This window comes from Erwinia sp. 2186 (assembly GCF_057812255.1).
In genome coordinates this window covers 2,967,669-2,984,507 of the sequence record NZ_CM173824.1, presented here as the reverse complement: position 1 = coordinate 2,984,507, position 16,839 = coordinate 2,967,669, and the positions used below count along the sequence as shown (strand labels likewise).

General features: G+C 57.7%; 14 protein-coding genes. 10 read left to right on the top strand and 4 right to left on the bottom strand.

All coding sequences use genetic code 11. The features are described from left to right. Positions 1-19 precede the first annotated feature (19 nt). A complete protein-coding gene (locus ACXKZG_RS13725) occupies positions 20-757 on the bottom strand; it encodes a flagellar brake protein (protein WP_134823909.1) in 738 nt (245 codons plus the stop codon). Between the two features lie 185 nt (positions 758-942). Here ACXKZG_RS13725 and ACXKZG_RS13720 point away from each other — a divergent pair, with 185 nt between their 5' ends. Next, positions 943-1,191 (top strand): GlsB/YeaQ/YmgE family stress response membrane protein, encoded by a 249-nt coding sequence (locus tag ACXKZG_RS13720; protein WP_013201740.1) that lies wholly within the window; start codon positions 943-945, stop codon positions 1,189-1,191. A gap of 62 nt (positions 1,192-1,253) precedes the next feature. Here the strand turns inward: ACXKZG_RS13720 and ACXKZG_RS13715 are convergent, their stop codons facing one another. The 3 genes from ACXKZG_RS13715 to treA all read right to left on the bottom strand — a co-directional run bounded on the left by ACXKZG_RS13715 (position 1,254) and on the right by treA (position 6,662). Continuing rightward, positions 1,254-3,371 (bottom strand): TonB-dependent siderophore receptor, encoded by a 2,118-nt coding sequence (locus ACXKZG_RS13715; protein ID WP_488875032.1) that lies wholly within the window; start codon positions 3,369-3,371, stop codon positions 1,254-1,256. 226 nt (positions 3,372-3,597) lie between these two features. Further along, positions 3,598-4,875 (bottom strand): MFS transporter, encoded by a 1,278-nt coding sequence (locus tag ACXKZG_RS13710; RefSeq protein WP_488875031.1) that lies wholly within the window; start codon positions 4,873-4,875, stop codon positions 3,598-3,600. A 119-nt stretch (positions 4,876-4,994) separates the two neighbouring features. Beyond that, a complete protein-coding gene (treA, locus tag ACXKZG_RS13705) occupies positions 4,995-6,662 on the bottom strand; it encodes an alpha,alpha-trehalase TreA (protein WP_488875030.1) in 1,668 nt (555 codons plus the stop codon). A 410-nt stretch (positions 6,663-7,072) separates the two neighbouring features. Here treA and ACXKZG_RS13700 point away from each other — a divergent pair, with 410 nt between their 5' ends. The 9 genes from ACXKZG_RS13700 to glnT all read left to right on the top strand — a co-directional run bounded on the left by ACXKZG_RS13700 (position 7,073) and on the right by glnT (position 16,833). Then, positions 7,073-7,963: an ABC transporter substrate-binding protein gene (locus ACXKZG_RS13700; protein ID WP_488875029.1), complete on the top strand. Its 891-nt coding sequence runs from the start codon at positions 7,073-7,075 to the stop codon at positions 7,961-7,963. Next, the gene (locus ACXKZG_RS13695) at positions 7,963-9,627 is read left to right on the top strand and encodes an FAD-dependent oxidoreductase (protein ID WP_488875028.1); all 1,665 of its coding nucleotides are present in this window, start codon (positions 7,963-7,965) and stop codon (positions 9,625-9,627) included. The genes ACXKZG_RS13700 and ACXKZG_RS13695 overlap by 1 nt, the downstream gene beginning before the upstream one ends. Beyond that, positions 9,615-10,397, top strand: coding sequence for an SDR family NAD(P)-dependent oxidoreductase (locus tag ACXKZG_RS13690; protein ID WP_488875027.1), 783 nt, complete (start codon positions 9,615-9,617; stop codon positions 10,395-10,397). The genes ACXKZG_RS13695 and ACXKZG_RS13690 overlap by 13 nt, the downstream gene beginning before the upstream one ends. After that, positions 10,394-11,164: an amino acid ABC transporter ATP-binding protein gene (locus ACXKZG_RS13685; protein WP_013201747.1), complete on the top strand. Its 771-nt coding sequence runs from the start codon at positions 10,394-10,396 to the stop codon at positions 11,162-11,164. Before ACXKZG_RS13690 ends, ACXKZG_RS13685 begins: the two co-directional genes overlap by 4 nt. An 88-nt stretch (positions 11,165-11,252) precedes the next feature. Next, positions 11,253-12,170, top strand: a complete 918-nt coding sequence (locus ACXKZG_RS13680) for an amino acid ABC transporter permease (protein WP_488875026.1) — start codon at positions 11,253-11,255, stop codon at positions 12,168-12,170. 114 nt (positions 12,171-12,284) lie between these two features. Continuing rightward, positions 12,285-13,301 (top strand): LLM class flavin-dependent oxidoreductase, encoded by a 1,017-nt coding sequence (locus ACXKZG_RS13675; RefSeq protein ID WP_488875025.1) that lies wholly within the window; start codon positions 12,285-12,287, stop codon positions 13,299-13,301. Continuing rightward, positions 13,291-14,457 (top strand): aromatic ring-hydroxylating oxygenase subunit alpha, encoded by a 1,167-nt coding sequence (locus ACXKZG_RS13670; protein WP_346594842.1) that lies wholly within the window; start codon positions 13,291-13,293, stop codon positions 14,455-14,457. Before ACXKZG_RS13675 ends, ACXKZG_RS13670 begins: the two co-directional genes overlap by 11 nt. Before the next feature lie 9 nt (positions 14,458-14,466). After that, positions 14,467-15,453 carry an aldo/keto reductase gene (locus ACXKZG_RS13665; protein WP_013201751.1) on the top strand — a complete coding sequence of 329 codons (987 nt, stop codon included), beginning with the start codon at positions 14,467-14,469 and terminating at the stop codon, positions 15,451-15,453. A 12-nt stretch (positions 15,454-15,465) separates the two neighbouring features. Next, positions 15,466-16,833, top strand: a complete 1,368-nt coding sequence (glnT, locus tag ACXKZG_RS13660) for a type III glutamate--ammonia ligase (RefSeq protein WP_013201752.1) — start codon at positions 15,466-15,468, stop codon at positions 16,831-16,833. Positions 16,834-16,839 lie beyond the last annotated feature (6 nt).

Sequence of the window (16,839 nt, the reverse complement as noted above, 5' to 3'; positions counted from 1 at the left end):
TGTTCTTCAGGTCGGCAATCTACTGGAAGCGAGTGGCTTTATCGCGCGCCAGGCGCTCAAGAGAAAAAATCACCTGCTGAAGCGAACGTTCTTCGCCCGCATTTAATGAACTGAAGCGGAAGCTCAGACGTGGGGTGACCACGGTTTCATTCTTATTGCCGACAATGCTGCGCTTACCGACGTTGATCAGATACGCATCCACTTCAAAACGGCCATATTCCCCCAGCTCAACGCGCAGCTTCTTAAACTGCTCGCCACCGTGCAGCCCTTCCGGGATCGGCGAATCGCCCAGCACGCCAATGCCGCCGAGTGACAAATCCTGCAGACGCATCCGGCCTTCGCCGCTGCCGTCGGGCCATTGCACGTAGCAATAAAATATCGGGTCAAGCGGGGCATTCACGCGGAAAAATTCCCGCCGTTGGATCATCCACAGAATATCTGGCAGGTCGGCACCGAAGGCGGGCAGGCCATCAAACTTATCGTCAGTCAGCGTGCCGAGAGCGAATTCGACCTTCGCCCCGTGCGTTTCCGCCGTCAGATGCAGGTCTTCGGCGTCCATCGCCAGCTGGTTTTCATGATCGTTACTGCCCAGATCGAGCACCATCCGATCCTTGTCGGCATCCAGCAATTTGGTAATAAACTGGCCACGCGCGTGAGAGACCAGGATTGGCGTCTGATTTTTCATCAGATTCTTCAATACCGCCAACACCGCCAACGGGCCGCGTTTCAGGTACTGTTCATTATCGTTTTCTTTCACATTCCACTCCGGTTGACTGCCAGAAAACACGCTTTGAGCGGTGATACGTCGAAGTATCGGCATCTCAACGTGACGCTTTAGGGCTGAAGCAAAAAAAACTGACAAAAAGTTTAGATTTAAATCACAGAGTTAGAATCCTGTCCTATACTAATCCCGTCTAATCAGTAAGTAACAAGGAGCTGTAAATGGGAATTTTATCTTGGATCATCTTTGGTCTGATCGCAGGGATTATCGCTAAGTGGATTATGCCAGGTAAAGACGGCGGCGGATTTATCATCACCGTGGTTCTCGGCATCATCGGTGCTGTGGTCGGCGGCTGGATCAGTACGCTGTTCGGCTTCGGCAGGGTAGACGGGTTTAACTTCGGCAGCTTTGTTGTCGCGGTGATCGGCGCGATTGTGGTGCTGTGGATTTACCGTAAAGTGAAAAGCTGACCAGCGATGGGCAGTAAAGGAAAGGGAGACGATATCGTCTCCCTTTTTTTATGGATGGCGGATTAGAAATCGTAGCCGACGGTCGCCACCACGGTGCGCTCTGCGCCCCAGTAGCAGTAACCGGTACCGTAACAGGCCGAGACATAATCACGGTCAGTCACGTTATTGGCATTAACCTGCACAAACGCGCCTTTCAGGCTGCTGTTCCAGGCGCCAAGATCGGCACGCACAGAAGCATCAAACAGCGTGGTGGAGGGCAGACGGGTGGTGTTTTCGTTATCCGCCCACTGCTTGCCGATGTAACGCACACCGGCACCGACGCTGATACCCCAATCCAGCTGGTATTTCGCCCAGGCCGAGGCCATGGAGTTTGGCGTAACGTACGGCGTGTGGCCGTCGTTGCCATCCACAGAATCCTTAAAGCGCACGTGGTTCATGGTGTAGTTAGCAATGGTGCTCAGACGAGGCGTGATCTGGTTATGTGCTTCCAGTTCAAACCCTTGTGAATGCACCTTACCGGCAGGCTCATAATAGGAACCGACCACAACGCGGTTACCCACGTCTTTCTGCGTCAGATCGTACACCGCAACCGAGTAGAGATCGGACGTGCCGTTCGGCTGGTATTTCACCCCGGCTTCATACTGCTCGGAGGTGGTTGGCTTCAGCAGATTGCCATCTTCACCGGACAGTGACTGCGGCGTAATGGCCTGGCTGTAGCTGGCGTACGGCGAAATGCCATTGTCGAACGCATACAACAGGGCAGCACGGCCACTGACGTGGTCGTCCTGACGACGGTTTTTGGTGCTGGTGGAGTAATCATCCGTTTCCGACACGATGCGGTCATAACGGCCAGACAGGTCGAGGTGCCATTTCTGCCAGGTCATTTCATCCTGCAGATAGACGCCGGTCTGGTAATAACGACGCTGCGAATCGGTAAAGTCATAGCTCAGACGATCGCCGATGGCCTGGCCGGTTAGCGCATTCAGCTGATTTGCTGATCCACTGGCATCGCTCAGATCGTTCTTGTACTGGTGATATTCCCCGCCGAGCACCACTTTGTGATCCACTTCGCCAGTGGCGAAATCGGCTTCCAGCTGGTTATCAATGGCGTACGCATCCAGCGAGGAGCGTGAACCGGAGTAGTAGCGGTTCAGCAGATTCGGGTTATCGGCGTCCCAGCCAATCTGATAAACCTGATCGAGGTCGACGTTGGAGTGGGAATAGCTGGCGTTAGAACGGAACGCCCAGGTGTCATTAAAGCGGTGAGCGAATTCGTAGCTGTAAATCTGCTCGTTACGTTTGAACTGATCCAGTGAGCTGTCGCCGTCGTAGAAACCGTTGCTCAGCTTGCGGCCGTTATGTTCGGTAATGCTGCCATCGCCCGGCACGGCACCGTGATAGCCGCCTGACGGGTCTTTCTGCAGATAGGCACGCAGCAACAGCGAGGTATCTTCATCAGGCTGCCACAGCACGGAAGGGGAGATGGCGTATTTTTCTTCACGGGTGTGATCGTACTGGGTGTCGCTGTTGCGGGTGATACCGGTCAGACGAAACGCCCACTGATCGTTGATCGCATTGGTGTAATCAAAGGCGGCGCTGTTGGTGGAATTGGTGCCGGTAGAGGCACGGAAGTGGCCTTCAGGCGTGAACTGTGGACGCTTGGAGGTTTCCATCACCAGTCCACCCGGCACGGTCTGACCATACAGGGCAGAAGACGGGCCTTTGATCACATCGATACGGTCCAGGAACCAGGGATCGACCTGCAGGACGTTATAGCTGCCCGGATCGCTCATCAGACGCAGGCCATCGAGGAAGATGTTATCAACATCCCCACCGTGGAAGCCGCGCAGAGAAACGGTGTCATAACGGGTTGCGGCACCGGCGAAGTTAGTAAAGGCACCGGCGGTATAGTTCAGCGCCTGGTTAACGTCCATCGCGCCCTGGTCTTCCATCTGCTGACGGGTAACCACGGAAACGGACTGGGCGGTGGTGATCAGCGGACGATCGGTTTTGGTTGCGCCTTTGCTGGTTTTAGCCGTGTAACCCTCTGTTGGCGTGGTCGCCGTTTCTGCGGGTTGCGCGGTAACGACCAGCGTCTCGGCCGCAAAGGTGAAAGCAGGTGTAGCCAGAGCGATGGAGCAAAGCAAAGCAGAACGCTTTAAAGAAAAAGCCATTCTCATTGTCAATTCCCTTACAAAATGCGAAGAAAGGTCCGCCGACGCTGTTACAGTGAAAGACGCGTCGTGACGGTAATGTAAAGATATATGATAATCTCAATGAGAATTATTATCTTTCCGTAACATACTTTCAAGCATTGAATTTGCTTATCTATTCACTTGCAAAAATAAGGGAATTATATCGCCAGCAGGAGAGGCCAGCGGAGCGCGCCGCTGGCTTGAGGTGAGTCTAAGGCTTGAGGTCGTGCAGATGATCGTCGCGGTTTAGGGTCAGCAGCGCCAGCGCACTGATCGCCCCGGTGATCATCACATACCACGCTGGGATATAGATATTTCCGGTTTGTTTGATCAGTCCGGTGATAATCAGCCCGGCACAGCCGGAGAAAACGGCGTTAGAAAGTGAATAGGCCAGGCCCAGGCCGGTATAGCGAATGCGGGTAGGAAACATCTCGGCCAGCATCGCCGGACCGGGACCGGCAATCATCCCCACTACCGCACCGGCTATCAGAACGGCTAATCCTTTCAGCCAGAGCGCGGCGCCCGGTTGCTGCAACAGGGCCAGCAGTGGATAGCTAAACAGGACCACCACCAGCATCGCCAGCAGCATAATACTGCGCCTTCCATAGCGATCGCTGAGCCTTCCCGCCGGTAAAATGGTTAACGCAAAACCGACGTTGCCCAATACGGTTGCCAGCAACGCCTGCTGAAAACTGGCATGCAGTGCGGTCTGTAGCCACGAGGGCATCACCACCAGGAAGGTGTAGCCCGCGGCCGACCAGCCCATCATTCTGCCGATACCCAGTACGATGGCTTTCACAACTGAAGACAGCGGTGCGGGTTCAAGCTTCTGCGCTTTGGCAAAGGTGGGCGGCTCTTCCAGTTGTGACCGCAGCCACAGCGCCACCAGCCCCATCGGTAACGCCAGCAGGAAGGGGATTCGCCATCCCCAGCCTTTCAGCTGTTCAGGCGTGAGCAGCGCCGACAGCAAGGCCACCAGACCGGCACCCGCCAGTAACCCCAGCGCGACGGTGAAGGATTGCCACGCGCCGTAGCGTCCGCGTTTTCCCGCCGGAGCGAATTCGGTCATCAGCGCCACCGCGCCACCAAATTCCCCGCCGGCGAACAACCCTTGCAGCATCCGCAGCAGGGTCAGAAGCAGCGGTGCCGCCACGCCGACGGTGGCATAAGTGGGCATCAGTCCAATCAGAAAGGTCGCCAGCGTCATCAGCAGCAGCACCGCAATCAGCGTCGGCTTGCGGCCGATGCGGTCGCCGATGCGGCCAAAAATCATCGCGCCAATCGGCCGACAAAAGAAGGCCAGCGCAAAGGCGGCGTAGGTGAGGATCAGACTGGTCAGGTCGCTCTCACCTTCCAGATGGAAAAAGTTTCCGGCGATAACGGTCGCCAGAAAGCCATACACCGCGAATTCATACCATTCGATAAAGTTGCCAACCGATCCGGCAATTAACATTTTTTTCTCAGGGAAGCGAGAGTCAGTGGTCTGCATAAAGGGAGGTCCTGGTGAGGGGGTTAACGCAGAGTGCCTTTTATAGTCACGGAAGAACAATAGGATAGGGTTATTACCGCGGCTGCCGGTTGGGCAGGCAGCCGCGAGGGTTGCAACGCTTACTGCGTTTTGGTTATGTCACTCACGTTATTACAGGTGCTGTTTTTCGGGCAGTAGAGGTCCATCAGCTTCAGCGTCACGCCGTTGGTCCAGCCGAAACCATCCTGCAATGGATATTCACCGCCGCCACCGCCACCGAGCCCTTTACCTTCCACCACATATTTTTCGACCAGCTTGTGTTCCTTGTCATAGGTAGCCTGCACGTTCTGCAGGAAGCGCATACCGACATCCTTCGCCAGCGCCTGTTTACCATAATTATTCAGTCCCTGAACTGCCGCCCATTGCAGCGGTGCCCAGCCGTTCGGCGCATCCCACTGCTGACCGTTGTTGACGTTGGTCGTCGCCAGTCCACCTTCTTTCAGCAGCTGAGCCTTCACCGCGTCAGCAGTGCGGGAGGCGTGCTCTTCCGTTGCCGCCTGCAGATACAGTGGGAACAGGGTAGCCGCCGTCAGCTGAGGACGGATGGTGGCTTTCTGCCAGTCATAATCGGCATAGAAGCCTTGCTTATTGTCCCAAAGATAGCGGTTGATCGCCGCCTGACGTTTCTTCGCCAGCCCGTCAAATTTCTTCACCGCATCGTCGTTTTTCGCCACTTTATTGGCGCGCGCCAGCGTTTGCTCCAGATGGAACATCAGCGCATTCAAATCGACCGGAACAATCCGCGTGGTATGGATGGTGGAGAGATCGCCCGGCTTATCAAACCAGCGCGAGCTGAAGTCCCAACCGGAGGCGGCGCCGGCACGCAGATCGCGGTACAGCTCTGCTTTGTTGCGGTCGCTGGCCTTCTGCGCGGTGGCGATGTCATCCATATAGGATTCGGTACGCGGTACGTCGCGGGCATCCCAGTAGCGGTTCAGTAGCGTGCCATCCTTCAGCTTCACCACCCGCTTGCTGGCCTGGCCCGGCTTAACGCTGTCGGCGTCCGCCATCCAGTAGTCGTACTCTTTCTGCAGCTCAGGCAGGTATTTGCTGTAAGCGCTGTCGCCCTGATGCTGGGCCAGTAAATCGACCATCATGCTGAAGAACGGCGGCTGCGAGCGGCTGAGGTAATAGCTGCGGTTACCGTTAGGAATATGGCCGTAGGTATCCAGCTCGTGGGCAAAGTTTTCCACCATATCCTGCACGCGATCCCAGTGGCCGCTCTCGGCGAGGCCGAGCATGGTGAAGTAGCTGTCCCAGTAATAGACCTCGCGGAAGCGGCCGCCAGGCACCACGTACGGTTTCGGCAACGGCAGCAACGAATCCCACTGGCTGGCCTGCTGCGTCGAGCGGGTCAGCACCGGCCAGAGGCCATTAATGTGTTCGCGCAGGCTCTGTCCGGACGGCGGAACATACTTTTCACCGGCAGCCGGCAGGGTGAAGTTAGCCTCAACAAAATGGCGTAAATCAAAGTTGCTCTGTTTTTTCTGCATCTGCCAGTCGGCCAGAATCGACGTTGGATTGCTTTTAGGCACGGCATCGGCAAAGGTTTTTTGATCCGGGTAGAGTTTCGCCGCCTGCACCGCATGGAACAACGGCCCCAGCCGGATATCGGGTGGCTGAGGTGCACTACTCAGCAGATGTTGCCCGGCATCATTCTCTGCCGCATAGCCCGTTTGTGTCAGCGCTGCGACCATTAACGGCAGCACCAGAACCGCTTTCCATTGACGCTTCTCAACTCTCTGCATAGGTAGTTCTCCATGTCCAGACGATGGCTGTCTGTAAGTTATTGACCCTGAAACAAACTTTAGACGACTTTCTTTGGTCCTACATCGGCTATGCCGCGAAATGTGAACTGGTCAGGGTTTTGCACTGACCGAATCCATCGCTTAAACGGCGGCACGCTGCACCAGCAAATGATCTCCCCTGCACCGTTGTGGTGATAATTTGAGCGCTGAATTTCTGCTCACTCTGCCCTTATCGCAGGCAAACCCTTGTGCTGCTGTTAATTAATTAGTTATTTAAAAAATGGCATAAGGCTTGCAAAACTGATGCTGAGAACATCAGCCGGAAGTCGGGGCAACGTTCTGATTCACTTATTGCTTTTTTTATCATCAGGGCCTTCAGGCGACTCGCCTAACTATCCGGAGTTAAAAGCATGAGAATAAAAACACTGTTGTTAAGCGCCGTGACCGCCTGCTCCCTTGGCGCTTTTTCTTTGTATGCGCAGGCGGCCGACACGCGGCTGGCGATGGATGCTGCACTGCATGCGCAGCTGCCCGACAAGATCCGCAGCAGTAAAACCCTCAATCTGGTAACCGACGCGCACTATCCTCCCTGCGAATCCTTCGCGGAAGACAATAAAACCATGGTCGGATTTGAACCTGACCTGTGGAACGCGCTGGGTGAGGTGTTGGGCGTGACGGTGAAGCCGGTCTCAATCGACTTTGCCGGCCTGATCCCCGGCGTGAAAAGTGGCCGGTTTGATGTGGCGATGGAGTGTATTTCCGACAGTCTGGAGCGTGAAAAACAGGTGACTTTTGTTAACTACGCCTATGCCACCAGCGAGGTCTACACCCTGGCAACTGAGACAGCCATTAAATCGGATCCTCTGACGCTCTGTGGCCTCAAAGTCGGCTTGCAGACCGGTACTGATTTCGAACATGCCATTAACGAAATTTACTCCCCGAACTGCAGCAAAAATGGCAAGCCTGACATTCAAAAAGTGACGCTGGCGTCGGCGGATGCGGTGCTGCTGGCACTCTATTCTGGCCGCGTCGATTTCGTCCTGAATGATGCGGCGTCCGTCGATGACATTAAGAAGAAGGCACCGAAGCCGATCCGCACGGTTTCCATGCCGCTGATGCCGAAATACTACCTGGGCATTGTTGTCGCGCATGAAAACAAACAGCTGGCTGACGTGCTTCTGAAGGCAATGAACGTGCTGATTGCCAATGGCACCTACAACAAGGTGATGGACAAATGGGATCTCGGTCCGATGAAACTGGAAAAACCGGGGATTAACCTCACCAGCACGACGCCGCTGTAATGTCGGTCAATTACGCTGACGAAACCCGGCACTGTGATGTGCTGGTGGTCGGGTCAGGAGGGGCAGCACTGAGTGCTGCCCTGCGGGCCGCTTCAGCCGGACTGTCGGTGATCGTGGCCGAAAAATCGGCCTGGCTGGGCGGCACCACCGCCATGTCGGGCGGAGCCACCTGGGTACCGGCGAATCATCATGCCAAAGCCGCCGGACTGGCTGACTCGCCCGAAGAAGCACTGCGTTATCTCACCGCCAGTGCGCCGGAAGGCTGGGCAGCAACGGAATCCGAACTCTGGCAGGCGTTTGCCGAAAGCGCAGGGGAGATGCTGCAGTTTATTGAGCGTCAGACGCCGTTACGATTTGCCCTGACCCCGGAGGCCGATCCGCTGCATCACCTGCCGGGTGCGAAAGCGCAGGGACGGATGGTCGCGCCTCTGCCGTTACGTGCCTCAACGCTGCGGGGCCGACGATGGGCGATTCGGCCTTCGCCACTGCCGCAGCTGTTTACCTACCACGAAACCATCGGGCTGGATATCTGGCATCACCCGCTGCGCGAAAGCCTGCGGATGGCGCCAAAACTGGCCTGGCGGGCGTTAACCCGTACGCGAACCAAGGGCGCGGCGCTGATCGGCGGCCTGCTCGAAGGCTGTCGGCGTCTGGGCTGCCAGGTGGAAACGCAGGCCAGGGTGGAAACGCTGGTGACCAGCGCCGAGGGTCGCGTGACCGGCGCGTTGATCAATCAGGAAGGCAGGTTATTGCAGATCCTCACCACGCGCGGTGTGGTGCTGGCCTGCGGCGGTTTTGAGTGGGACGCGCAACGCCGAAACCTGCACTTCCCAGGCAATACCGATTTTATCGCCAGCCCGCGCAGTAACAGCGGTGATGGTCATCGCATGGCGGAAGCGATTGGCGCGCAGCTGGCACATATGGATCAGGCGACGATCGGCGGCGGCATCCCCAGCCGCTATCTGGGGGAGTCGTATGGCCTGTCGGTGTTTTTTCAATACGAGCCGGACGCCATCCTGGTCAATAAACGGGGCCAGCGTTTCGTCAATGAATTCACCTTTAATCTGGGTGAAGCGCTGGATGCCCGCCAGCCGGATGGCAGCCCGGAGCAGCTGCCGGTGTGGATGATTGCCGATGGCGGTTTGTTGCGCCGTTCGCCGCTGCTGCGCTATTACGCATGGCGTTCCCGCGGTTGGCTGCGCAAGGCACCGACGCTGACCGCGCTGGCGGCGCAGATAGCGATACCGGCAGAGGCTTTAACCGCCAGCGTGACCCGCTTTAATGGCTTTTGTCTGGGGGGCGAAGACGGTGATTTTCAGCGTCATCTTTCGTCTGCACACGGCAAAAGCGATAAGCGACTACGCGGCGGATTACTGCCAATTGAACGCGCGCCGTTCCTGGCCATCCCGTTTAACCGCACCTTTCTGGCCACCAAAGGCGGTCCGCGCACCGACCGCTATGGCCGGGTAATGCATAAAAACGGCAGCGTCATTCCGGGGCTGTTTTGCGCCGGCGTGGCGATGGCCAATCCGATCGGCACGCGTGCGGTGGGTGCGGGCACCACCCTTGGGCCAAATCTGACCTGGGGCTACATCTGCGGGCGGACGCTGGCGGAAGGCGTCCCGGAAAATGCACAAACGGAGGCACTGCCATGCACGGCTTAGCGGGAAAAACGGCGCTGGTGACCGGCGGCTCGAAGGGCGTGGGCCTGGCGATTGCGCAGGCGCTGGCACGGAATGGCGTCAATATTGCATTACTGATCCGCGCGGACAGCGCAGCGGCAGAAACTGCGGTGGCTTCACTGCGGGAGCTGGGCGTGAAGGCCGGTTACTGGTTGGCGGATATGACGGTGCGGGCGGAGGTGGTGTCCGTGCTGGAAGCGATGCGCGACGCGTTGGGTAACATTCAGCTGCTGGTCAACAATGCGGGCAGCACCGCGCCGGCACCGTTGCTGTCCCTGACCGATCGGCAATGGCAGCAGGTGATCAGCGCCAATCTTACCGGCACCTTTGTGGTGTCCACCGAGGTGGTACGTCGAATGGCCGGGGGAGGCGTGGTGATCAATATCGCCGGGGCGTCGGCCCACCGCTGTTATCCGGGCGCCGGCGCGTATGGGCCTTCCAAGGCGGCGGTGGTCAATCTCACCCAGCAAATGGCGCTGGAATGGGCGCCATCCGGGATCCGCGTGTGCGGCGTCAGTCCGGGGCCGATTCGCCCGGCAGGAACCGGCTGGCAGCAGCACGAACCTCAACTGGCTGAAGAGGTCAGCCGCCTGCCGCTCAAACGTGCCGGCACGCCGGAAGAGATTGCGCAAACCGTCTGCTTTCTGGCGTCCGATGCTGCCAGCTATATCACCGGGCAGATGTTGCTGGTGGATGGCGGCGGTGCCAGCACCTGGTATATGACTCAGACAGCGTCAGGAGGAACACCATGACAGCGCAAGTGGCAGTGGTAGAGGCACTCCAGGTCAGAAAATCCTTTAGCGGCGTCGAGATCCTGAAAGGGGTCGATCTGACCATTGAGAAAGGCGACGTGGTCTGCCTGATTGGGCCATCCGGTTCCGGTAAATCGACCTTTTTACGCTGCATCAACCATCTGGAAAAAATTGATGGTGGCGCGCTGTACGTCGAAGGCGAGATGGTCGGCTACCGGCGGCAGGGTGATCGGCTGTACGAGTTAAAAGAGTCAGAAGTGGCGCGCAAGCGTCGTCAAATCGGCATGGTTTTCCAGCGCTTCAACCTGTTCGGCCATATGACCGCGCTGGAGAACGTGATGGAAGCGCCGATCACCGTCAAAAAAATCCCGCGCGCGCAGGCACAAAAAGAAGCCGAAGCGCTGCTAGATCGGGTTGGGCTCAGCCACCGCTATCATGCTTATCCATCGGCGCTATCGGGCGGCCAGCAGCAACGGGTGGCGATTGCCCGCGCGCTGGCAATGAAACCCGGCCTGATGCTGTTCGACGAGCCGACGTCCGCACTGGATCCCGAACTGGTGGGCGAAGTGCTGGACGTGATGCGCGTGCTGGCGCAGGAGGGCATGACCATGGTGATCGTCACCCACGAAATGTCATTTGCCCGTGAAGTGGCGTCAAAAGTGGCGTTTATGGACAACGGCGCGATCGTCGAAACCGGTGCGCCGCAGGCGATATTTAGCGCGCCGGTTCATCCGCGAACGCGGGATTTTCTCACGCGAATTTTGTAATCGATTGAGCAGGGATTGTGTTGACGGATCCGCGCCCGTAGTGTTAATTAATCGATTAATTAATTCGACTTTCTGCAGGGATCCTCCCATGCGTAACGAAAAGAGAATTGCGATGACAGAGAACCACCAGGCGCTTAACGACACCCGACTGCGGGCCAGTAAAGAGAATCCTTACCCGCATGACCAACTGAAGGTGGTGCCTTCGCCCTATGTCGGCCGCTGGATATCGGCAGTGGTGATTGTGGTGCTGATTGCGCTGGTCGCCGAGTCGATGATAACCAACCCCAACTTTGGCTGGGCGACGGTGGGGAAATACCTGTTCTCGCCGACCATCCTCAGTGGACTGGTTACCACCAGCTGGTTAACGCTGGTCATTATGCTGCTGGCGATTGTGCTGGGCGTCGTCATCGCGGTGATGCGGCTGTCGACTAACCCGTTGCTGTCTGGCTTTAGCGGCGGCTGGATTTGGTTCTTCCGCGGCACGCCGGTGCTGGTACAGCTGATCTTCTGGTACAACCTGGCGGCGCTCTATCCGACGGTAAATATCGGCATTCCCGGCGTGTTTTCCCTGTGGCAGGGCAGCATGAACGACCTGATCACCCCATGGACGGCGGCAATCCTCGGCCTGGGGCTGAACGAGTCGGCCTATATGGCGGAAATTATTCGCGCGGGGATCTCCTCGGTCGATGACGGTCAGCAGGAAGCCGCTCGCGCGTTGGGCATGACCAAAAACCAGTATTTAAAACGGGTGATCTTACCGCAGGCTGTGCCGTTTATTATTCCGCCGACCGGCAACCAGATTATCGGCATGCTCAAGACCACCTCGCTGGTCAGCGTGATCTCACTCTCCGACCTGCTCTATTCGGCGCAGGCCATTTATTCACGAACGTACGAAAATATTCCGCTGCTGATTGTGGCGTGCATCTGGTACCTGGTCGCGACAACGCTGCTCAGCGCTGCGCAGACCCGCATAGAAAAACATTACAGCAAAGGTCGGGTGAGGTAACTCACCGTGGGTCAGTTTGTCCGGGGAAAACGTATGAGACTGGGTTTATTTAACTTGATGTCTTTTAAGGATAACGCCCGAGGTCTGCAAGGGGTTATTCAGGACACGCGCGAAATGATTCAGCTGGCAGAAGCCATCGGTTTTGACACCGCCTGGTTTGCTGAACACCATTTCACCAATTACTCGATCAGCGTGTCGCCACTGATGATGGCGGCACATATGGCGGGATACACTCAACGCATCAAACTGGGGACGGCGGTGATCGTACTGCCGCTCTACCACCCGATGCGCATTGCGCAGGAGATCGCGCTGGTGGATCGGCTGACCGACGGTCGGCTGGTGCTGGGCATTGGCAGCGGCTATCAGGCATGGGAATTCGATCGTTACGGTCTGGATGTGGACGCGCGAACCGATCGGCTGCTGGCGAACTGGCAAATGGTCAGCGATGCCCTGACCACGGGACACACCCAGTCAGCCGATCGCCACGGTGCGCCGCTGGTGACCGATTTTCTGCTGGATACGCTGCAAAAGCCGCTGCCGCCGCTGTACATCACCTCGGCCAATCCGTCGGTGCTGAAGGCTTTCCAGCCGTGGCAGGCAACGCCGTTTATGACCGCCGGTTATCGCGGTACGCACAAGCTAAGGCAGACGGTGCGCGATGCCCGAGCCGGCTGGCAGGCGGCGGGTCTCAACGGCGATATGCCGGTGGCGATCCAGCAATACATCCACGTGACCGACAGCCGCAGCGAAGCGCGTGAAGCTGCAGACCGTGCGATGTTCGTCGCCAGGATGATCGTCGCGCTACAGGGTGACACCCAGGTCAGCGCGGAAGCGTTTATCGACGCGCCGCCGTTCGTCGGGGAGCCGACGCTGGACCAGGTATGTGACAACCTGATGTTTGGCGATGCGGAAACGGTGGCCGAACGCATTCTCAGCGAAGTGCGTGAAATCCGTCCCAGCCACTACAACTGCTTTTTCCAGTTTGGTGATATGCCGCTAGCCCGGGCACGCCGTTCGCTTGAGCTGTTTGGCGAACGGGTGATCCCGCTGCTGGAGGCGGAGTTAGGCCGCATTACCGTCGATTTTAATCCTGCACTGTCAGGCCATCAGGGGGGAGTTTATGCAAACTGAAACGAAAATAGACTGTCGTTATGACGACGGCGAAGCGATTGCCCGGCAGATCCTGGCGCAACAAAGCGACAATGCGGCGAGGGCCGAAACCCTGCCGGCGGAAGCCTACAACAGTGACGCGTTCTTCCGTATTGAAGCGCAGAAGGTACTGCGGGAGGACTGGCTGTTTGTCGGCCATGTGGCGCAGCTGCCCAATGAGAACGACTACTTTACGCTGGATGTGGTCGGCGAGCCGCTGCTGGTGGTGCGCAATGCACAGGGCATCCGCGTGATGTCCAACGTCTGCCTGCACCGCTGGGTGCCGATCGCCAGCGGCAGCGGCAATTCGCGGGTCTTCGTTTGTCCGTTCCACAACTGGAGCTATAACACCGAAGGCAAACTGACCGGCGCACCGTCGATGCAGCAGGCAGAAGGTTTCGATCGCCATGACTGCCAGCTGCCGCAAATCCGCCATGAGATCGTCGCCGGCATGATCTTTATTACCTTCTCGGCAACCCTGGCACCGTTAAGCGATCGTCTGGGGCCGCTGGTGCCGGTGCTGGAAAAATACCACCTTGCGGATCTGCACTGCGCTTTCACCCTCGATTACGACTGTCCGTTCAACTGGAAGATGGCAGTGGAAACCTTCATTGAGTGTTATCACCACGCCGGCGTACACCGTACCACGCTGGAAGACAGCTTCCCGGGTCGCCTGACCTGGATAGGTGAAGACACGCCGGGCTGGACCGTTTGCCATCAGCCGCTGCGCAAAAACGGCGATATCAGTGAAATCATGACCGCCGGGCTGGAGCCCTTCGGCGGGCTGGAAGGCGATGATTTACGGCGCAGCGATCTGCTGCTGCTGTATCCCACCTGCCTGATGTCGCTGAATCCTGACCGGGTGACCATCAACGTCATTCTGCCGGTCAGCAAATCGATGTCGGTCTGGCATCGCGTGGTGCTGGTGTCGAAACCGGCGGCCGCGCGCAGCGACTTTGCGGATACCGTCGAACGGATGCGCGCGGGAGTGATGACCATTGTCGCCGAAGATCTGGAAATCAACGCCGAACAGCAGCGCGGCAGCCGCTCGCAGCTGGCCCGGCCTGGACGGCTCAGCCATCTGGAAACGTCCGTCTGGCATCTCGCCAACTATCTGAAACGCAAACTGACCGCCTGAGGAACTGCGATGAGAACCCTAAAGCTGGGCCATTCCGGCCTGGAAGTGTCTGCCCTCAGTCTGGGCTGTGTCACCTACGCGCCGCCAGCGGCCAGCGGCTACAGCTGGACGTTTGACGAAGAGCAAAGCCGCACCTTTATCCGTAAAGCGCTGGAGCTGGGGATCAACTTTTTCGACACGGCGAATATCTACGCCAAAGGGGCCAGTGAAGAGGTGTTGGGCCGGGCGCTGAAAGATTTCGCTAACCGCGATGAGGTGGTGATTACCAGCAAACTCTATAACCCGATGCGTAAGGGGGCCAACAGCAAGGGCCTGTCCCGCAAGGCGATTTTCGCCGAGTGCGACCACAGCCTGCGCCGTCTCGGCACCGATTATATCGACCTGTATCAAATTCACCGCTGGGATTACGACACCCCGCTGGAGGAGACGCTTGAGGCGCTGCACGACCTGGTGAAGGCCGGCAAGGTGCGCTATCTCGGCGCGTCTTCGATGTATGCCTGGCAGTTCAGCAAGGCGTTGCAGGTGCAGAAGTATCACGGCTGGTCGCGCTTTATTGCCATGCAGAATCACCTCAACCTGCTGTACCGCGAAGAAGAGCGCGAAATGCTCGACCTGTGCGCCAGCGAAGGGGTGGGCGTCACGCCGTGGAGTCCGCTGGCGCGCGGCAGGTTAACCCGACCGGTTGAGGCGCAGCAAAACAGCGAGCGCGGCGGCAAAGATTCTTATGCGGAATTTCTCTACCGGGCAACCGAAGAGGCGGACCGTCGGGTGATTCAGGCGGTGACGGCGGTGGCGACAGCGCGCGGCGTGTCGCAGGCGCAGATTGCGTTAGCCTGGCTGTTCACACGCAAAGCCGTGGCCTCGCCGGTGATCGGCGCGACGAAATTTCTCCACCTTGAAGAGGCGGTCGCCGCCAGTGAATTGACCCTTACTGCGGAGGAGATCGGCCAGCTTGAAGCGCCGTATGTCCCGCACCCGATCGTTGAACACAGTTGAGGCAGGAAGAAGATGAAAACAGCCGGAGAGATCGCAGAGATTAAGCAAAGCCTGAAAGCCAAAGGCGTGGAATATTGCATTGGTGCTTACGTGGATATTCACGGCGTACCCAAGGGCAAAGTGGTGCCGATTGAGCATCTCAGCCATATGGCGGAGGGCTCGGAACGCTATACCGGCTACGCGCTGGATGGCCTCGGGCAATTGCCGAACGAAGATGAACTGACCTCGGTGCCGGATCTGGACCATATCATCCAGCTGCCGTGGGAGCCGAAAATCGCTTGGATGCCGGCGGATAACCACTTCCAGGGCAAACCCTATGCGCTGAATACCCGCGTGGCGCTGCAAACCGTGTTGAAGCAGGCCAACGAGATGGGATTCGGCTTTAACCTGGGAATTGAATGCGAAATCTATCTGCTGAAGCGCAATGAAGATGGCTCGCTTTCCGTACCGGAAAAAGACAATAAACTGACCAAGCCGTGCTATGACCTGCAGGGCTTCGTCGACCAGTTTGCCTGGCTGGATAAAGTCTCCAGCACCATCAACGCGCTAGGCTGGGACCTCTATTCGCTGGATCACGAAGATGGCAACTCCCAGTATGAATTCGACTTTAACTATGCCGATGCGCTGACCTCCTGCGACCGGTTTATCTTCTTCCGCTTTATGGCCAAGCACTACGCCAAAGAGATGGGGCTGGTGGCCACTACTATGCCGAAACCCTTCTCGGATAAGACCGGCACCGGTGCGCACTTTAATATGTCGCTGTATGACCTGAAAACCGGCGATAACCTGTTCAAACATCAGGCCGGCAGCAGTGACGATCCCTGGGGACTGGGGCTGAGCGAAACCGGCTATCACTTTATCGGTGGCCTGCTGAAGCATGGCCGATCGTTGTGCGCCGCTTTCGCCCCGACGGTGAACAGCTATAAGCGTCTGGTGCGTCAGGGGGCCATGAGCTATTTCAGTTGGGCACCGGTGTTTAACTCCTGGGGATCGAACAACCGGACCAATGCGGTGCGCGTGCCGGCTGGTGGCGGTCGCTGCGAGTCGCGCAATGCCGATGGCGCGGTCAACCCGTATCTGGCGGCCACGCTGGCGCTGGCGGCTGGTCTGGAAGGGATCCGCGAAAAAATAGACCCACGTCAGCCCAACGAGGACAACCTGTACGCCATCAGTGAAGAAGAGCGCAAAGCACGCGGCATCGACTTCCTGCCGCAGAACCTGCTGGAAGCGGTGGAAGCCTTTGACAGCGATCCCTTTATTGAAGCGACGCTGGGCAAGGCGCTGAAGGATGAGTTTGTGAAGTACAAATTGCAGGAGTGGAACAGTTATCACCTGCATGTCAGCCAGTGGGAGATCGACCGTTACAGCACGATTTTCTAGCGTTAA